The 15,449-nt window shown below is 71.0% G+C and carries 15 protein-coding genes and 1 tRNA gene; 9 read left to right on the top strand and 7 right to left on the bottom strand.

All coding sequences use genetic code 11. The annotated features are described in order from the left end of the window. Positions 1 to 291: 291 nt before the first annotated feature. Both ACFVHK_RS03610 and ACFVHK_RS03605 read left to right on the top strand, forming a co-directional pair. On the top strand, positions 292 to 1,083 hold the full coding sequence (locus tag ACFVHK_RS03610; RefSeq protein WP_376927619.1) for a winged helix-turn-helix domain-containing protein: 792 nt from the start codon (positions 292 to 294) through the stop codon (positions 1,081 to 1,083). 316 nt (positions 1,084 to 1,399) lie between these two features. Continuing rightward, positions 1,400 to 1,855, top strand: coding sequence for a MarR family winged helix-turn-helix transcriptional regulator (locus ACFVHK_RS03605; protein WP_376927618.1), 456 nt, complete (start codon positions 1,400 to 1,402; stop codon positions 1,853 to 1,855). 29 nt (positions 1,856 to 1,884) lie between these two features. Here the strand turns inward: ACFVHK_RS03605 and ACFVHK_RS03600 are convergent, their stop codons facing one another. From ACFVHK_RS03600 to ACFVHK_RS03585, 4 genes are all read right to left on the bottom strand, one after another. After that, positions 1,885 to 3,813, bottom strand: a complete 1,929-nt coding sequence (locus ACFVHK_RS03600; RefSeq protein ID WP_376927617.1) for a S41 family peptidase — start codon at positions 3,811 to 3,813, stop codon at positions 1,885 to 1,887. 465 nt (positions 3,814 to 4,278) lie between these two features. Then, positions 4,279 to 4,593, bottom strand: coding sequence for a GNAT family N-acetyltransferase (locus ACFVHK_RS03595; RefSeq protein ID WP_376927616.1), 315 nt, complete (start codon positions 4,591 to 4,593; stop codon positions 4,279 to 4,281). A gap of 41 nt (positions 4,594 to 4,634) precedes the next feature. Next, complete coding sequence (locus ACFVHK_RS03590) at positions 4,635 to 5,849, bottom strand: DUF998 domain-containing protein (protein WP_376927615.1); 1,215 nt, start codon at positions 5,847 to 5,849, stop codon at positions 4,635 to 4,637. 177 nt (positions 5,850 to 6,026) lie between these two features. Further along, the gene (locus tag ACFVHK_RS03585; protein ID WP_376927614.1) at positions 6,027 to 7,904 is read right to left on the bottom strand and encodes a glycoside hydrolase family 15 protein; all 1,878 of its coding nucleotides are present in this window, start codon (positions 7,902 to 7,904) and stop codon (positions 6,027 to 6,029) included. A gap of 103 nt (positions 7,905 to 8,007) precedes the next feature. Between ACFVHK_RS03585 and ACFVHK_RS03580 the strand changes: the two genes are divergently transcribed. Further along, positions 8,008 to 9,921 carry an alpha-amylase family protein gene (locus ACFVHK_RS03580; protein ID WP_376927613.1) on the top strand — a complete coding sequence of 638 codons (1,914 nt, stop codon included), beginning with the start codon at positions 8,008 to 8,010 and terminating at the stop codon, positions 9,919 to 9,921. 80 nt (positions 9,922 to 10,001) lie between these two features. Here ACFVHK_RS03580 and ACFVHK_RS03575 read toward each other — a convergent pair. Then, a tRNA-Arg gene (locus ACFVHK_RS03575) sits at positions 10,002 to 10,074 on the bottom strand. Between the two features lie 190 nt (positions 10,075 to 10,264). Here ACFVHK_RS03575 and ACFVHK_RS03570 point away from each other — a divergent pair. Continuing rightward, positions 10,265 to 10,588, top strand: coding sequence for a DUF7882 family protein (locus tag ACFVHK_RS03570; RefSeq protein ID WP_129234097.1), 324 nt, complete (start codon positions 10,265 to 10,267; stop codon positions 10,586 to 10,588). Positions 10,589 to 10,615: 27 nt separating this feature from the next. On the opposite strand, the gene ACFVHK_RS03565 is transcribed toward ACFVHK_RS03570, so the two are convergent. Next, positions 10,616 to 10,819, bottom strand: a complete 204-nt coding sequence (locus tag ACFVHK_RS03565) for a hypothetical protein (protein WP_376927612.1) — start codon at positions 10,817 to 10,819, stop codon at positions 10,616 to 10,618. A gap of 195 nt (positions 10,820 to 11,014) precedes the next feature. On the opposite strand from ACFVHK_RS03565, the gene ACFVHK_RS03560 reads away from it, so the two are divergent. Further along, positions 11,015 to 11,554 (top strand): SRPBCC family protein, encoded by a 540-nt coding sequence (locus ACFVHK_RS03560; RefSeq protein ID WP_376927611.1) that lies wholly within the window; start codon positions 11,015 to 11,017, stop codon positions 11,552 to 11,554. Here the strand turns inward: ACFVHK_RS03560 and ACFVHK_RS03555 are convergent. Further along, on the bottom strand, positions 11,551 to 11,904 hold the full coding sequence (locus ACFVHK_RS03555) for a DUF7882 family protein (RefSeq protein WP_376927610.1): 354 nt from the start codon (positions 11,902 to 11,904) through the stop codon (positions 11,551 to 11,553). The two genes, ACFVHK_RS03560 and ACFVHK_RS03555, sit on opposite strands and share 4 nt — an antisense overlap. 114 nt (positions 11,905 to 12,018) lie before the next feature. Between ACFVHK_RS03555 and ACFVHK_RS03550 the strand changes: the two genes are divergently transcribed. The 4 genes from ACFVHK_RS03550 to ACFVHK_RS03535 all read left to right on the top strand — a co-directional run bounded on the left by ACFVHK_RS03550 (position 12,019) and on the right by ACFVHK_RS03535 (position 15,428). Beyond that, positions 12,019 to 12,900 (top strand): SDR family oxidoreductase, encoded by an 882-nt coding sequence (locus ACFVHK_RS03550; RefSeq protein WP_376927609.1) that lies wholly within the window; start codon positions 12,019 to 12,021, stop codon positions 12,898 to 12,900. Between the two features lie 24 nt (positions 12,901 to 12,924). After that, positions 12,925 to 13,197, top strand: coding sequence for a DUF7218 family protein (locus tag ACFVHK_RS03545; protein ID WP_129234101.1), 273 nt, complete (start codon positions 12,925 to 12,927; stop codon positions 13,195 to 13,197). A 10-nt stretch (positions 13,198 to 13,207) separates the two neighbouring features. Further along, positions 13,208 to 14,182 carry a DNA topoisomerase IB gene (locus tag ACFVHK_RS03540; protein WP_376927608.1) on the top strand — a complete coding sequence of 325 codons (975 nt, stop codon included), beginning with the start codon at positions 13,208 to 13,210 and terminating at the stop codon, positions 14,180 to 14,182. Positions 14,183 to 14,276: 94 nt separating this feature from the next. Beyond that, positions 14,277 to 15,428 carry a fatty acid desaturase family protein gene (locus ACFVHK_RS03535; RefSeq protein ID WP_129234103.1) on the top strand — a complete coding sequence of 384 codons (1,152 nt, stop codon included), beginning with the start codon at positions 14,277 to 14,279 and terminating at the stop codon, positions 15,426 to 15,428. Positions 15,429 to 15,449: the final 21 nt, after the last annotated feature.

Here is a 15,449-nt window from a genome sequence, read left to right as displayed (position 1 = left end):
ATCCGGGGGCGTGGGTTTGACTTTCGCTCATGACTGACACCGCACGCTCCCTGACCGCCCTCGAGGCTCAGTGGACTGCCGGCACGATGATGCCGGCGCGTGCGCCCATGTGTTGTCGAATGTGCCGCTGACCAGCGAACCCCCGCCGAGCACGCGACCGATCCCACCCCGATCGGAACGGCTCCGTCGAACCCGACTTCCCTGATCGGGTTCTCCCCGGCCCGATCGGGCCATTCGCTCCGACCCCGCTGCGACGGGGCCGTCGACGCATCTTCAGCACAAGGATCCGCCATGTCTCCCACCCTCGCTCCCGCCGTCCGCACCGCTCACCCGGCCGCCCGTCCCACGCACCCGGCCGCGTTCCGGCCCCAGCCGGTCGCCGCACGACCCGAGGCCCCCGCGGCCGCGCCCCGCGCCACCGTCACTCCGACCGCTGTGCCCGCGGCTCCGGCCGTCCCGAGGGTCCGCGCCGTGCCCGAGGGCACCGAGGCGCGCGGCTTCGTCCTCTACGTCGGCATCGACGAGCTGAAGGCCGCGGCCGACGGCACGAGCCTGCACCGCATCGTCGAGGCGCTCCGCACCCTCACCACCGAGCTCGCCCCCTCGGCCGAGACCTACGCGGCCGTCGCCCTCGCACCCGAGGGCGCCGGCGGTCGCGACGTCGATGTCGTCCGTCTCGCACTGCAGGACCCGGCGGCGCTCGCCCGCCAGCGTGAGGAGCAGGGCCTCAGCGACGACGCCGATCGCCACCCCGACGGCGTCATCATCGACATCTCGCGCAAGCGCGTACTGCTCGACGGCGAGCCCGCCGGCCTGACCTACAAGGAGTTCGAGCTCCTGCAGTACCTCGTGCTGCGCGAGGGTCGCACCATCGACCGCCACGAGCTCATCGACGGACTCTGGGCCGGCGACGACGAGATTCCGAACGAGCGCACCATCGACGTGCACATCCGCCGGCTGCGTTCGAAGCTCGCGCACTACCAGGACATCGTGCGGACGGTGCGCGGCGTCGGCTACCGGTTCGACCGGCATGCGGACGTCTCCATCCGCCAGGCCTCCACGCCGAGCCCCGACGTGTTCTGATCCGGAAGAAGTCCCGCATTCGGGGCACATTCCACTAGCGCCCGTTATCGATCCGTTATATATTCGTAGCGCACCGGTTGTTTGCTGTGGCGGCCGGTGCGGAATGTGATTGCAGGACACTCTTGGTGCAAGGGAGAGGGCCGGTCGTCAGCCTCTACGACCGGCCCTCAACCGTGTCCGCCCCCAGTTGAGGGGGCCCGGCCGCGCCATCCCGGGCCCGGCATCCCGCGGGAGTGCATGCATCCGTATCCTTGGTCTCATCGGCGGCTGAGCGCCGCCCGTCCGAGGAGAGGAGCCTGGATTGGCGGATCGCGCGATGGCGGTGGCTGCCTGGGAGGCGCTCTTCCGCGCCCAGGTCTCGATCATGCGACGACTCTCGGCGGAATTCCCCACCGAGGTCATGTCGCTCAACGAGTACGACGTGCTCTTCAACCTCTCGCGCGCCCCCGGTCGACACCTCCGGTTGAAGGAGCTCAATCGGCACGTCCTCATCTCGCAGCCGAGCGTGAGCCGGCTCGTCGATCGACTCGCCGGGCGCGGGTGGGTCGAGAAGACCGACGACCCCCTCGACGGCCGCGGCACGATCGTGCACCTCACGGCCAAGGGCTTCCAGGAGTTCCGCCGCGCCGCCATCCACCACATGGAGGCCATCACCGACCGCGTCGGCGGTACCCTCGACGACGACGAACTGCGGCAGCTCATCGGGCTGTGCGATCGACTGCGCGAAGCGCAGGGTCCGGCCGGGCCCACTCCGCACCCGTCGGACGGATGATCCGACGGACCCGGTGGCGGCCGCGCGCGCTACAACGCGATCAGGCGTGACGCCACGAGGTCGTCGCCGTCGAAGCCCTCCAATCGAAGCACGCTGTCGGCCGTCGCCCCGGCGACGGAGACGTCGAGGTCCGTGGAACCGTCCGGGGTGACGGTGGTGCCGACGGGTCGGCCGTCGAGGTAGGCGTCGACGCTGTCGATCGACTCCGTCTGGAGGGTGAGGGTGAGCCGGCCGTTCGCCGGGGCGCCGAGCGCGACCTCGAGCACCCGGACGGTGCCGCCGGCCAGCAGCCTCCCTGCGGCCTCCATGAGGTCGACGTTGTCCTCCATCACGTCCCTCCGAGTGAGCTGGTGGGACTCGTCCGGCACGACCCCGAGATCTTCGACCGGCTGACCGAAGCGGTCGCCGACCCGGAGGCAGCGCCGGAGGGACACGCGATAGGCGGCACCCGATGGCAGCGGTCGCAGCGGGCCGCCCGACCAGTCCGCGCGCAGGGCCTCGTGGGTCAGCACGTTCGCGCCCCCCGCGCCGGTGTTCTCGTCGACGCCGAGGACGGGTCCGATGGCGTGGTCCTGGAATCCGGCGGCGAAGATGTCGGTCGCGCTGTAGCAGAGGGCGTCGGTGATCAGCACGACCGGACCGTGGTAGAGCTGGCCGACGCTGTTGACGACGTCCTCGGGATAGAGCGGCAGCGCGCGGGAGAACGGGGCCCCCGTCGTGATCGACTCGTCGATCGACGGCTTCCAGTCGCGGTAGTCGGCCACCCGGCCGCAGAGGTCCGCGGTCAGCCGGGTGTTGATGAACTGCATCGGCTCGGGCCGGACCCGCCGTGGCGTGAAGAACTGGAGCAGGAACTCGGATGCGATGACGAAGCCGCCGCCGTTGCCGCGGACGTCGAGGATCAGGCCGTCCTTCGGCAGGACGGCGGCCAGCCGCGCGACCTCCTCGATGAACGCCGCGATGTTGCGATCCTCCATGAAGAACGTGTAGATCCTCAGGTGGCCGAACGTCCCGCTCGCCGTCGAGACCGTTCGGGCCTTGAGTTCGGTCGGCCGGTTGGTCGGCACGATGCCGGCCTCCTGCTGCGCCTTGGTGGCTCGCGGAACGTCGAGCGCGCTGCGCTCGACCCGCGCCTCCTCCTTCAGCGAGGACGGGGCGAACAGCCGCCGCTTGACCTGGCGGCTGAGTTCGGTCTTCAGGTCCAGCCCGATCAGGTGCGACGACGGCGACGAGATCCCCGTCGGCAGCTCGGCACTCGCATCGCCTCCACCCAGGTCCGTCGAGGATTCGAACACCCGCCACGGCAGGCGCGTCTCGTGCTCCACGGCGCCGACGCGGTACGTCAGGTCCACCCAGTCCTCGTCCGGCGGCAGCGACATCCGCACCGGTCGGATCGTCATGTTCTCCAGGCCACGCGCGAGGCTCGCCGCCTTGTTGCTGCCGGCCTCGCGGGCGGCGTTGCGTTCGACCGCGATCGCCATCGGCGTGCCGTTCCAGTGCGTGACCTCGGCGCCGACGACCAGGTCGGGATCGCCGGTGAGATGGTCGAACGTCTTGGTGACGATCCACTGCGGCCGACCGCCCTCCACGCAGCGTTCGACCAGGATGCCGAGGAACGCGAAGCCGACGTAGCGGTCGGGGAGGATGTAGTTCGTGTGCAGGTCGCGCAGGCCGAGGAAGACGCGCTGCAGCGAGATGTGGAATTCCGCCTCGGTCAGCATCGGCAGCCGGGATCGGAGCAGTCGCAGGCTCTGGAGCGGATCGACGGCGTGCATCGCGCGCTTGAGCGGCAGGTGGACGTAGAGCCCCTCGATCAGGATCTCCGCCTGATCCACGAGCGTCCTCCGCTGCGCCTCGGTGAGCGGGCTCGCCTCGACGTGAGCCCGGAACTCCGGCATCGTGCGAACGGCCCCGAGTCCGTGGCCGCGCCCCATCCCGATGACGTTGATCGACGGCATGTCATCCCCCCGGATGCCTCGGGGCGCGGCAGTCGATCCTCCGTCCGCCGTCGCCCGGTCGGGCCGAGCGATGTGCTCGGCGGCTCACCCGCACCGGAGGATGGCACGCACCGGCGAACGGATGCTCCGCTCCTGTCCTACTCCCCTTCACGGAATATGAATAGTCCTCATTTTCCGGGACGCGCGGGACCTGACGGCGGGCATGACGGTGGGACGGGAACCCTACCTCCCGCCCCACCGCGGCCTCACAGGAGGCCCTCCCCGCCGAGCGACCCGAACTGAGCTCGGCGAGCCACCTCCCGAGCGACCGTGCTTGGGAAATCCGGTCGCATTCGCCGCGGTGCAGCGATCTGTCGGGTCGGGCCCCGACTCGGGTATTGAGGAATCGTATCGTTTCGCCGAGACAGCGGCAGTGCCCCAGAGCGGGGGCCACGGATCGGACGCGAGGTTCCGGTTCGGTCCCGGTCAGGCGTTGACCGGCTGCCCGCCGGGCCAGTCGATCGACTCCTCGTAGCCCGGATGCTTGCGCAGCCACGCGGCGATGAAGGGGCAGCGCGGCACGATGCGCTCGCCGCGCCGGATCGCATCCTCCACGACCCACTTCGCGAGCATCGAACCGAGGCCGCGGCCCTCGAACGCCGGATCGACCACCGTGTGCGTGAAGATGATCCGGCCGGGACTGGCCCGGAACTTCGCGAAGCCCGCCTGGCCACCGCCGAGCAGGAGCCGATAGCGGCTCGCCTCGTCGTCGCGGACGATCTCGACATCGTCGTCGGTCACGGGATCTCCTCTCCTCGCGGGCCGCTCGGCCCGCAGGCTCATCAGGTGGAACGTGCCAGGCTCGGATGCATTCCCGGCGGCGCAGCTCCGGTGAACGCGAACGTCGGGATCGACGTCGTGCGGACCCGGTCGCCGAACGCGAGCGCGCCGCGAGTGGGCGCCGCGACGAGCCCGCCGACCGCCGCCGCGAGGGCGGGCGCGTCGACGCGTTCGGGATGCGTCGTGACGACCAGGGCGATGAGCCAGACGAACACGAGCGCGAAGGCGACGACCTCGAACACGGTCAGCGACGACCAGCCGAGGCCGTCGTAGACCACCCACGCCGCCACCTCGACGAGGAGTGCTGCGACCGACGTCGCGACGAGCCTGCGCGGCATGCGCCGCACCAGCCAGGGCGTCCCGGCGGCGAGCAGGAAGAACGCCGCGCCGGCGGCGCTGGCGAACACGTTGTGCAGCGTCTCGTCGGCGTCGATGGGCACGAGTCCGACGCCGGCGAGCGCGAAGCCGATGATGCCGACGAGCGCGTGGACGACGGTGCGCGCGCCGCGGCGCGCCCGGTACTCGGGGCGTGCGAGCCCCCGGACGAGCCGACCGGCCATCGCCGCCATCGCCCCGCCCGAGAGCACGAGGCCGGCGTTGAACCACACGGCGGCGACGTCGTCGGACGTCCCGAGCGTGCTGAAGTTGCGCACCCACCACTCGCCCGTGTCCGTGAGGCTCATGCTCGCGAGACATCCGGCCGCCAGGAGCATCGCGACGACGTTGAACGACCGGTACACGGACTGGTGGTGGGCACGCCGATGGACCGCACCGGTCGTGGCCCCGAGCCCGCCCGCGAGCGCGGCGCACGCGGCGAGGTGGCCGCCCGGGAACCCGTCGAAGGCCCCGGCGGAGCTGCCGACCGCGAGCGCGGCGATCGTCGCCCAGACCGCCGCGTTCGCGAACGCACCGATCTGCGGGCTCGCCTGCGGCAGGGGACAGCGTGCGCGCCCGGCGCGACGCCGCGCCGGCACGGAGGCGACCGCGAGCGCCACGAGCAGGAGCAGGGCGACGAGGACCGCGACGGCGAGGCACAGCACGTCGACGACGACATGCCCGACTCCGTGTCCTCCCGCGTGCGAGTGGGGGACGAGCTGGACGAGCCGACTCGCGGCCGCGACGGCGACGGCGACGGCGATCGCGACCATCGCCGAGACGAGGGCAGCGCGACGGGCGACCGGCGCCTGGCCGGTCGCAGCGGCGCTCGCACCCCTCATAGTCGAACTCTCGATCTCGGGAATCTGACCGGTGAGAGCCTAGCGGGAGGGATCCGTCCCGCCGAAGGCCGCGTCCGGGGGACAACGGGGATCCATGGCGGATTCACAGGCGCCGAGCGCGGGCACGCGACATCCGGCGGCCCCTCGGACCGGGACGACCGCCCGACCGCGGGGCGGTCAGTCGATCCGTCGGCCACGCCGGAGCACCGGCTCGACGTCGCCCGAGCCGTGGTCGAGCTGGTAGTCGAGGTTGACCGCCGCGTTGATCAGCGCGAGATGGCTGAAGGCCTGCGGGAAGTTCCCGAGCTGCTCTCCCGTGAGGCCGATCTCCTCGGCGTACAGGCCGAGGTGGTTGGCGTAGGTCAGCATCTTCTCGAACACCAGACGCGCCTCGTCGAGGCGGCCGGAGCGTGCGAGCGCGTCGACGTACCAGAACGAGCACAGGGTGAACGTCCCCTCCGAGCCCCTGAGCCCGTCGGGCGCGGCCGCCGGATCGTACCGGTAGACGAGGCTGTCCGAGACGAGCGCCTCGTCGATCGCCTCGAGCGTGGACATCCAGAGCGGGTCGCGCGGCGTGATGAAGCCCATGAGGGGCATGAGCAGCAGCGAGGCGTCCAGCACGTCGCTGCCGTCGTGCTGCACGAAGGCCTCACGCGTGGGGTCGAAGGACTCCATGATCCGCTCGTAGATCCGGTCGCGCTCGTGCACCCAGCGGGTCATCGACGCGGGCCGGCCGTGCGACTGGGCGATGCGGATGCCGCGATCGAGCGCCACCCACGACATGAAGCGCCCGTAGGTGAACTTCTGGGGCCCGCCGCGGGTCTCCCAGATCCCCTCCTCGGGCGTGTCCCAGTGGTCGCAGAGCCAGTCGAGCATCTGCCGGACCTTCATCCAGCCGGCGTGGGGGAGCTCGAGGCCGTGCGTGTCGGCGAGGTGGATCGAGTCCATCGCCTCGCCGAAGATGTCGAGCTGGAGCTGGTCCGACGCGCCGTTGCCGACGCGGACCGGCCGGGACTTCCGGTACCCGGAGAGATGGTCGAGCGCCTCTTCGTCGAGGTCGGACGAACCGTCGACGCGGTACATGATCCGAAGGGGCGCCGCGCCGGACCCCACACCCTCGTGGATCCGCTGGAGCAGCCAGCCGACGAAGGCCTCCGCCTCGTCCTGGTAGCCGAGGCTGAGCAGTGCGTAGACCGAGAACGAGGCGTCCCGGATCCACGTGTAGCGGTAGTCCCAGTTGCGTTCGCCGCCGATCTGCTCGGGCAGCCCGGTCGTGGGCGCGGCCACGAGCGCGCCGGTGGGCGCGTACGTCATGAGCTTCAGCGTGATCGCCGAGCGGGCGACCATCTCCCGCCAGCGTCCGGTGTACGTCGAGCGGTCGTTCCACCGACGCCAGTAGCGTCGCGTCTCGAGGAACGTGCCGATGAGCTCGTCCTCGCTGATCTGGCGCGCATCGACGTCACCGGACTCCAGCATGACGCCGGTGAGCTCACCGGCACGGAGGGTGATGGTGACCTCGACGCCCCCGTCGACGACCTCGACCTTCCCGGCCCGCTCGTCGCCGTGGAGGATCGGGTCCCCGACCCGATGGAGGGTCAGCACGAGGTCGTCGGAGACGAACTTCGCGCCCGGGCCGGACGGCACGAACCGGTGCGGTGCGCGGCCGTAGTCGAATCGCGGCTGGATCTCGCCCTCGAAGGTCATCTCGCCCCGGACGACGCGCACCATCCGCACGATGGCGTGCCGGTCGGTCGCGGGCCCCTCGGCGACGGGCATGAAGTCGATCACCTCGCCGACGCCGGCGTCCGTGAGGAAGCGGGTGATGAGGATGGCGGTGTCCGGCAGGTACAGCTGCCGGGTGACGTACTCCATGCCGATCGGGCGGATCCGGAAGAAGCCGCCCTTCTGGGCGTCGATGAGGGAACCGAACACGCTCGGGGCGTCGAACCTCGGACTGCAGAACCAGTCGATGGTGCCGTCGGTCGAGACGAGCGCCGCCGTCTGCAGGTCGCCGATGAGGCCGTGGTCGCTGATGTCCGGGTACCGCTTCGCCATGCGTCGTCCCTTCCCCCTCTGGGGATGGTGGCATGCGAGCGAGAGGGGGGCAAGGGCATACGGATCCCCGGCGGGAGCGGCGCGGATGGTGCAGGCTGGGCGTATGGCACGAATGGGAACCGACGCCGACGTCGACCTCGCCAGGATCCGCCCTGTGGATCCCGCGGCATCCGCCCACCTCGACGCCGACTTCGAGCGTCGCCTCTCCTCCGCCTTCCCGGTGCTTCACGGGCTGTTCCACCGTCTCTACGGCGAGCGCGACGACGCCCTCGACGTGCTCGCCGGCGTGGTCGCCGATGCGGCGGAATCGTGGTCGGAACGCCCGACCGACCTGAAGGCGGCCGATGCGCGCCGGGAGCAGGATTCGACCTGGTTCCTGTCGAACGGCATGCTCGGCGGCGTCTGCTACGTCGACCGGTACGCGGGCGACCTCGCCGGCATCCGGGCGCGGATCCCCGAGTTCGTCGAACTCGGCCTGACCTACCTCCACCTCATGCCCCTGTTCGCCGTCCCCGAGGGCAACTCCGACGGCGGATACGCGGTGTCGAGCTACCGCGCGGTCGCGCCGCACCTCGGCACGATCGACGACCTGCGCGATCTCGCCGCCGAACTCCGGGCGAACGGCATCTCGCTCGTGCTCGACTTCATCTTCAACCACACCGCGTCCGACCATGACTGGGCCCGGCGCGCGGTCGCGGGCGATCCGGCCCACGAGGACTTCTACCTGATCTTCCCCGATCGCACGATGCCCGACGCGTACGAGCGGACGGTTCGCGAGATCTTCCCCGACGACCACCCGGGCTCGTTCGTGCAGCTGCCCGACGGCCGCTGGATCTGGGCGACGTTCCACTCGTTCCAGTGGGACCTCAACTACGCCAACCCGGCGGTGTTCCGCGCGATGGCCGGCGAGATGCTGTTCCTCGCGAACCTCGGGGTCGACGTGCTGCGCATGGACGCGGTCGCGTTCATCTGGAAGCGGCTCGGCACCCCGTGCGAGTCGCTGCCCGAGGCGCACCTGCTGCTGCAGGCGTTCAACGCGGTGCTGCGCATCGCCGCGCCCAGCCTGCTGTTCAAGTCCGAGGCGATCGTGCATCCCGACGAGGTCGTCGAGTACATCTCGCCGGCCGAGTGCCAGCTGTCGTACAACCCGCTCCAGATGGCGCTGACCTGGGAGGCCCTCGCGACCCGCGATCCGCGGATGCTCGCGCAGGCGCTCGAACGCAGGCACGCGATCCCCGACGGCTGCGCGTGGGTCAACTACGTGCGCGGCCATGACGACATCGGGTGGACCTTCGCGGACGAGGACGCCGCCGAGCTCGGCATCGACGGCTTCGACCATCGCCGGTTCCTCAATGCGTTCTACGTGAACCGCTTCCCCGGCAGCTTCGCGCGCGGCGTGCCGTTCCAGGAGAACCCGCGCACGGGCGACGCTCGTGTGGCCGGCACGACGGCCTCGCTCGCGGGCATCGAGGCGGGCGACCCGCACGGCGTCGACCGCGTGCTGCTCGCCCACGCGATCGCGCTCTCGACCGGTGGGATCCCGCTCGTCTACCTCGGCGACGAGGTCGCCCAGCTGAACGACTACTCCTACGTCGATGACCCAGCGCTCGCCGACGACAGTCGCTGGGTCAACCGGCCGCGCCGCCCCGCCGACGCCTATGCCGCACGGCACGACCGCGACACCCCGTCCGGCGCGGTGTACGCGGGACTCACCCGGCTCATCCGGGTGCGACGCGGAACAGCGGAGTTCGCGGGCGGGCGGCTCGTGCCGTTCGATCCGAAGCACGCCACGGTCCTGGGGTTCCAGCGCCCCGGGGCAACGGCCGCCGTGCTCTGCCTCGCGAACGTCGGCGACGCACCGGCCGCGATCGACGCGCTCACGCTCTCGGGGTTCGCGCCCGAGGCGCACGAGCTGATCACCGACCGGCGGGTCTCGCTCGAGCGGGGCATCGTGCTCGAGCCCTGCCACGTCGCGTGGCTGCGGGTGCGCCCCGCCGAGGAGCCGCCGCGGTTCTGAGCAGCCGGGGCGAGGCCACCGCGTCGCCGACGAAAGAAGCCCCGGCTCCGCTGGTTCTGCGGAGCCGGGGCTTCACCCTGCGCGCCCGGAGGGACTCGAACCCCCAACCTTCTGATCCGTAGTCAGATGCTCTATCCATTGAGCTACGGGCGCATGGGATGTCGCCCGGAACCTCTCGGCTCATCAGGCAACCCGGTTACTCTATCCCACGTCGCGCCCGCACGCCAATCGAGCGCGTCCGGCCGGGCGCGTCGGGCGGCGGGCTCCCGGAATCGGACGCGCCGGACATCCGGGATCGGAACGCGTGGCTCCACTGGGCGTCGAGCGGCACTAGCATTCCGCCATGGGCAAGCTCATCTACAACTCCTCGAACCGAGAGATCGAGATCGAGGACCGCACGCTCGCGCACCTGCGCGTCGCCATCATCAACAAGCTGCGTCGGTCCGAGAGCTTCGCCATGACCTGGGAGCACGGGATCGAGCACGGCAGCGGCCGCACCACCCTCTGGCTCCACGAGTCGGTCCCACTGCAGTTCGTGTTCAGCGGCAACCGCCCGCCGAAGCTCAACCGCCTGTGGATCGAGCAGATGCTCCTCTCCGCGAACAGCACGAGCGGCCTGCAGAACGTCCCCGAGCCCGACGAGAACGAGCCCTTCGACTTCGATTGAGTCCCGTCGGCGCGGGCCGCGGTCGAGTCAGTCGACGAACTCGGTCTGGGTGCGGATGAAGTCGACCTCGCGCTCGCTCAGCCGCTCGGGCGCGGATCGCCCGATGAGCTCGACGATCTCCGAACGCACTCCGTCGTCGAGCGGCGCCGCGAGATCGGCGAGGATCGCGTGCTTGCCCGCGATCGAGAGTCGGGGCCACCAGTCCTCGATCGGGACGGCTCGCTCGCCCATGGCTCGGCCCCCTTCCTCCGATCCGGGGCGACCCCACGTCTCCTCCGATCCGGGGCGACCCCACGTCGTGGACCGCCTCACTCCGTGATAACAGCCGCGCCCGCCGGCGGCAACCCCTCGATCCGCAGGTCTCAGCGTGCGTACCGTGGCCGCCCGGCGCACATCCGCGCGCCGACGACCGGAAGGGAGATCACCATGAGCACGACCGTGACCGCCGACATCGAGGTGGACGTCCCGGTTCGCGTGGCCTACGACCAGTGGACCCAGTTCGAGACGTTCCCGGAGTTCATGAGCGGCGTCGACGCGATCCGCCAGGTCGACGACGTGACGACCCACTGGGTGGTGTCGATCGGCGGCGTCACCCGGGAGTTCGACGCCGACGTCTCCGACCAGGTCCCCGACGACCACGTCGCCTGGCACAGCACGACCGCCGAGGTCGACCACCGCGGTCGTGTCGTCTTCCGCCCGGTCTCGTCCGACCGGACCCGCCTGGACGTGACGCTGGAGTGGGAGCCCCAGGGCTTCGTCGAGGAGGCCGGGGCCGCGCTCGGCTTCGACGACCGGCAGGTCGACCACGACCTCCGGAGGTTCAAGGAGTTCATCGAGTCGCGCGAGGTGCCGACCGGGACCTGGCGCGGCGAGGTGCACGGCGGCGGCGCGGCGGCCGCCACGACCGGAACCGGAGCGTCCGACTCCGACGGCGTCGTCGGCCAGGACCCGGACCTCCGCCCCTAGTCGTCCGGGAGGTCGGACCCGTCGGCGCCGTCGGCGGGGACCGACTCGGGGTCGATCTGCTCGGGCACCAGCTGGATCCCGCCCGTCGAGTTCGCGCTGCGCATGAGCTCCTCGAGGTAGGACCGGCTGAGCTCGGGCGGCTCGGGGTCGTCGAAGACGAACCGGAGCGGGATGTTCGGGTGGAGCCACAGGGTGCTGCGCCCCTCGGGCTGCTCCTCGGGGTGCTCCCACGACACCGTGAAGGATTCGCCCCGCCGGAGCTTCGTGACCACCGCGACCTGCAGATGCGCCAACGCCCGGTCCTCGATCCCGATCGGCGTGACGGCGTTCCCGTAGTACAGGATTCCCATGGCGACGAGGCTACCCCGCTTCCGCCCACCTCAGGCCCGGCCCGTCAACCCCCTCGGCCCAGCGGGCCCTCGCGCGTAGCGTGACCGCACGGACATTCGAATGAGGAGGTCCCGGTGCATCACCACCTGGTCGATCCGACCACCAAGCACACGGCGGAGCCGTTCCCCCAGCAGGAGCAGCTTCCGCCCGGCATGACCCCGCGGATGACCCCGCAGCCCGACCACGGCGAGTACAGCTACCGCGGCTCGGGGCGACTGTCGGGGCGTCGCGCGCTCATCACCGGCGGCGACTCCGGGATCGGCCGCGCCGTCGCGATCGCGTTCGCCAGGGAGGGCGCCGACGTGGCGATCTCGTACCTGCCCTCGGAGCAGGAGGACGCCGACGAGACCGCCTTCTGGGTCCGGGACGCGGAGCAGCAGGTGGAACTCCTCCCCGGCGACCTCCTCGATGAGCAGCACTGCGCGGACCTCGTCCGGCAGACCTGCGACGCGTTCGGCGGAATCGACCTGCTCGTGCTGAACGCCGCCCACCAGCGCGACCGCGGCGGCATCGAAGAGGTGCCGACCGACGACTTCGACGAGGTCATGCGCGTCAACCTCTACTCGAGCGTCTTCCTCGCCCGTGCGGCGGTGCCGCGCATGGACGCCGGCTCGTCGATCATCACGACGTCGTCGATCCAGGGCTTCGACCCCTCCTCGCGACTCGTCGACTATGCGATGACGAAGGCGGCGCTCGTGGCGTTCACGAAGGCCCTGGCCGAGGAACTCGGGCCGCGCGGCATCCGCGTGAACTCGGTCGCCCCCGGGCCGATCTGGACGCCGCTGATCCCGTCGACGGGATGGCCGGACAAGCTCCCCCGGTTCGGGCAGGACACGCCGCTGGGTCGCGCCGGGCAACCCGCCGAGCTGGCGGGCGCGTACGTCTACCTCGCGTCGGATGACGCGTCGTTCACGTCCGGGGCGATCCTCCCGGTCACGGGGGGCAAGCCGCTCTGAGGCGGTGAGGGGAAGGAGCAGGACATGCCCGGCAACCGACGAGGGCAGAACTCGCTGAAGGACCCGGAGCTCTACGAGGAGCTCCGGGACGACGGTGCCTCCAAGGAGAAGGCGGCCCGCATCTCGAACGCGGCCGCGGCCCGCGGCCGCAGCTCGGTCGGCCGCGCGGGCGGCCGGTCCGGCAGCTACGACGACTGGACCGTGCCCGAGCTGAAGGAGCGGGCCAAGGAGCTCGGCCTGACGGGCTACAGCGACATGCGCAAGGGCGAACTCATCGACGCCCTCCGCAACCACTGAGGGGCGACGGATGCCGCGACTGCGACGCGTCGAACCGTACGCGTCGCCGGGGCTCACGCGCCGACGCAGCGGCCGGGGCTTCACGTACCGGCACGCCGACGGCTCGCTCGCCGATCGTGCCGACCGGAACCGGATCGCCGATCTCGCGATCCCGCCCGCGTGGACGGAGGTGTGGATCTCCGAGGCGCCGAACGCGCACATCCTCGCGGTCGGCGTCGACGCCGCCGGCCGTCGCCAGTACCTCTACCACCCGGTCTGGCGCGAGCGGCAGGACGCGGAGAAGTTCGAGCGGATGGCTGCGCTCGCCGGGGTGCTTCCCGCCGCGCGCCGCGGCGTCCGTCGCGACCTGGCGCGCGACGAACTGCTGCGCGAGCGGGTGCTGGCCGCCGCGTTCCGCACGCTCGACCTCGGCGCCATCCGCATCGGGTCGGAGGAGTCGCTCGCGCAGGCCCGCAGCCGCGGGCTGACGACGCTGCTCGTGCGGAACGCGCACCTGGACGGCTCGGACGCCGTGCGGCTCCGGTTCCGCGCGAAGGGGGGCGTCGCGCAGGAGGTCGTGCTCGCGGATGCGGGGCTCGCGGCCTTCGTGGACGGCATGTCCGGGCGCTCGCCCGGCGCGCGGCTGTACGCGTTCACCGAGGGACGGCGGATGCGACCGCTCGGCCCGGTCGACGTCAACGAGGACATCCGATCGCGGACGGGCGGCGACTTCACGGCGAAGGACTTCCGGACGCTGCGCGGCACGATCGCCGCCGCGGACCGGCTCGCCGAGATCGGCACCGCCGCGACGTCCCGGGCGCGTGCCGCCGCGGTCCGCGAGGCGATCGTGCGCGCGAGCGAGGTCCTCGGCAACACCCCCGCGATCGCGAAGGCGAGCTACGTCGACCCGCGCGTCGTCGAGGCGTACGAGCACGGCCGGCTGGCCCGCCTCGGCGGGGGCCGCGAGCGCGCCCTGCTGCAACTGCTCGTCGACGACGTCGGGTGATCCGCACGCCGACCGTGCGTCTGCTGGGTATCGCCCCCACGTACGTCCGGCGGTACATATGCGCCCGTACGCTTGGGATATCGACAGCGGGCGGATGCCCGTGAACACACCGGCTGGGAAGTCGACGACGACGGGCCGGATCATCAGCACTTCACTCATCCCCTCATCGCACCTCGGTGCGATCCGCTCCACGAAGCCGCGCGGCGATCGTCCCGGCGTGACCCAGAGCTACGCGGCACTCTCCCAGGTGATCAAGGAGAGCGGGCTGCTCCGCCGCACGCCGGTCTTCTACTCACTGCTCGTGGGCGGCCTCGTCCTCGCGCTGGGAGGTGCGATCACCGGATTCGTCCTGCTCGGCGACACCTGGTACCAGCTGCTCATCGCCGCCGCGCTGGGCATCATCTTCACGCAGTTCGCGTTCTTCGCCCATGAGGCGTCGCACCGCGCCGTGCTCACCTCGGGCCGGGCCAACGACCGGGTGGGGCGCTTCGTCGCGACCGTCATGGTCGGCATCAGCTACCAGTGGTGGATGACCAAGCACACGCGCCACCACGCCAACCCGAACCGGATCGGCAAGGACCCGGACATCGAGTTCGACACGATCTCGTTCATCGAGGAGGACGCGGCGCGCCAGCGCGGCCTCATCGGCTGGATCACCCGTCGCCAGGGCTGGCTGTTCTTCCCCCTGCTCCTCCTCGAGGGCCTGAACCTGCACGTGACCTCGATCCGATCGCTGTTCGAGCGTCGAGCGATCCCGGGCCGCGCCCTCGAGCTCACGCTCATCGCGCTGCGGCTCGGTGCCTACGTCGCCGTGGTCTTCTGGGCGCTGCCGCTCGGCATGGCCTTCGCGTTCCTCGGCGTGCAGCTGGCCGTCTTCGGCGTCTACATGGGGGCCTCGTTCGCACCCAACCACAAGGGCATGCCGATCGTCCCGGCCGACGCGAAGCTCGACTTCCTGAGCAAGCAGGTGCTGACGAGCCGCAACATCACGGGCCGGTGGACGAGCCCGCTCATGGGCGGCCTCAACCACCAGGTCGAGCACCACCTCTTCCCGAGCATGCCGAGACCGCACCTCGGGCGAGCACGCGAGATCGTGCGGGAGCACTGCCGGTCACTCGGCATCCCCTACACCGAGACGACGCTCGTGGACTCGTACGGCATCGTCGTCCGGTACCTCAACCGGGTCGGCCTCGCGGCCCGCGACCCGTTCGACTGCCCGGCGGCCGGCGAGCTGCGGCGCCGCTGAGCACGGCGCCGGCCGAACTCG

The organism is Agromyces binzhouensis, from assembly GCF_042672355.1.
GTDB classification, from domain to species: Bacteria; Actinomycetota; Actinomycetes; order Actinomycetales; family Microbacteriaceae; genus Agromyces; species Agromyces binzhouensis.
The sequence above is the reverse complement of the archived record's forward strand: the minus strand, read 5'-3'. Positions and strand labels throughout refer to the sequence as shown.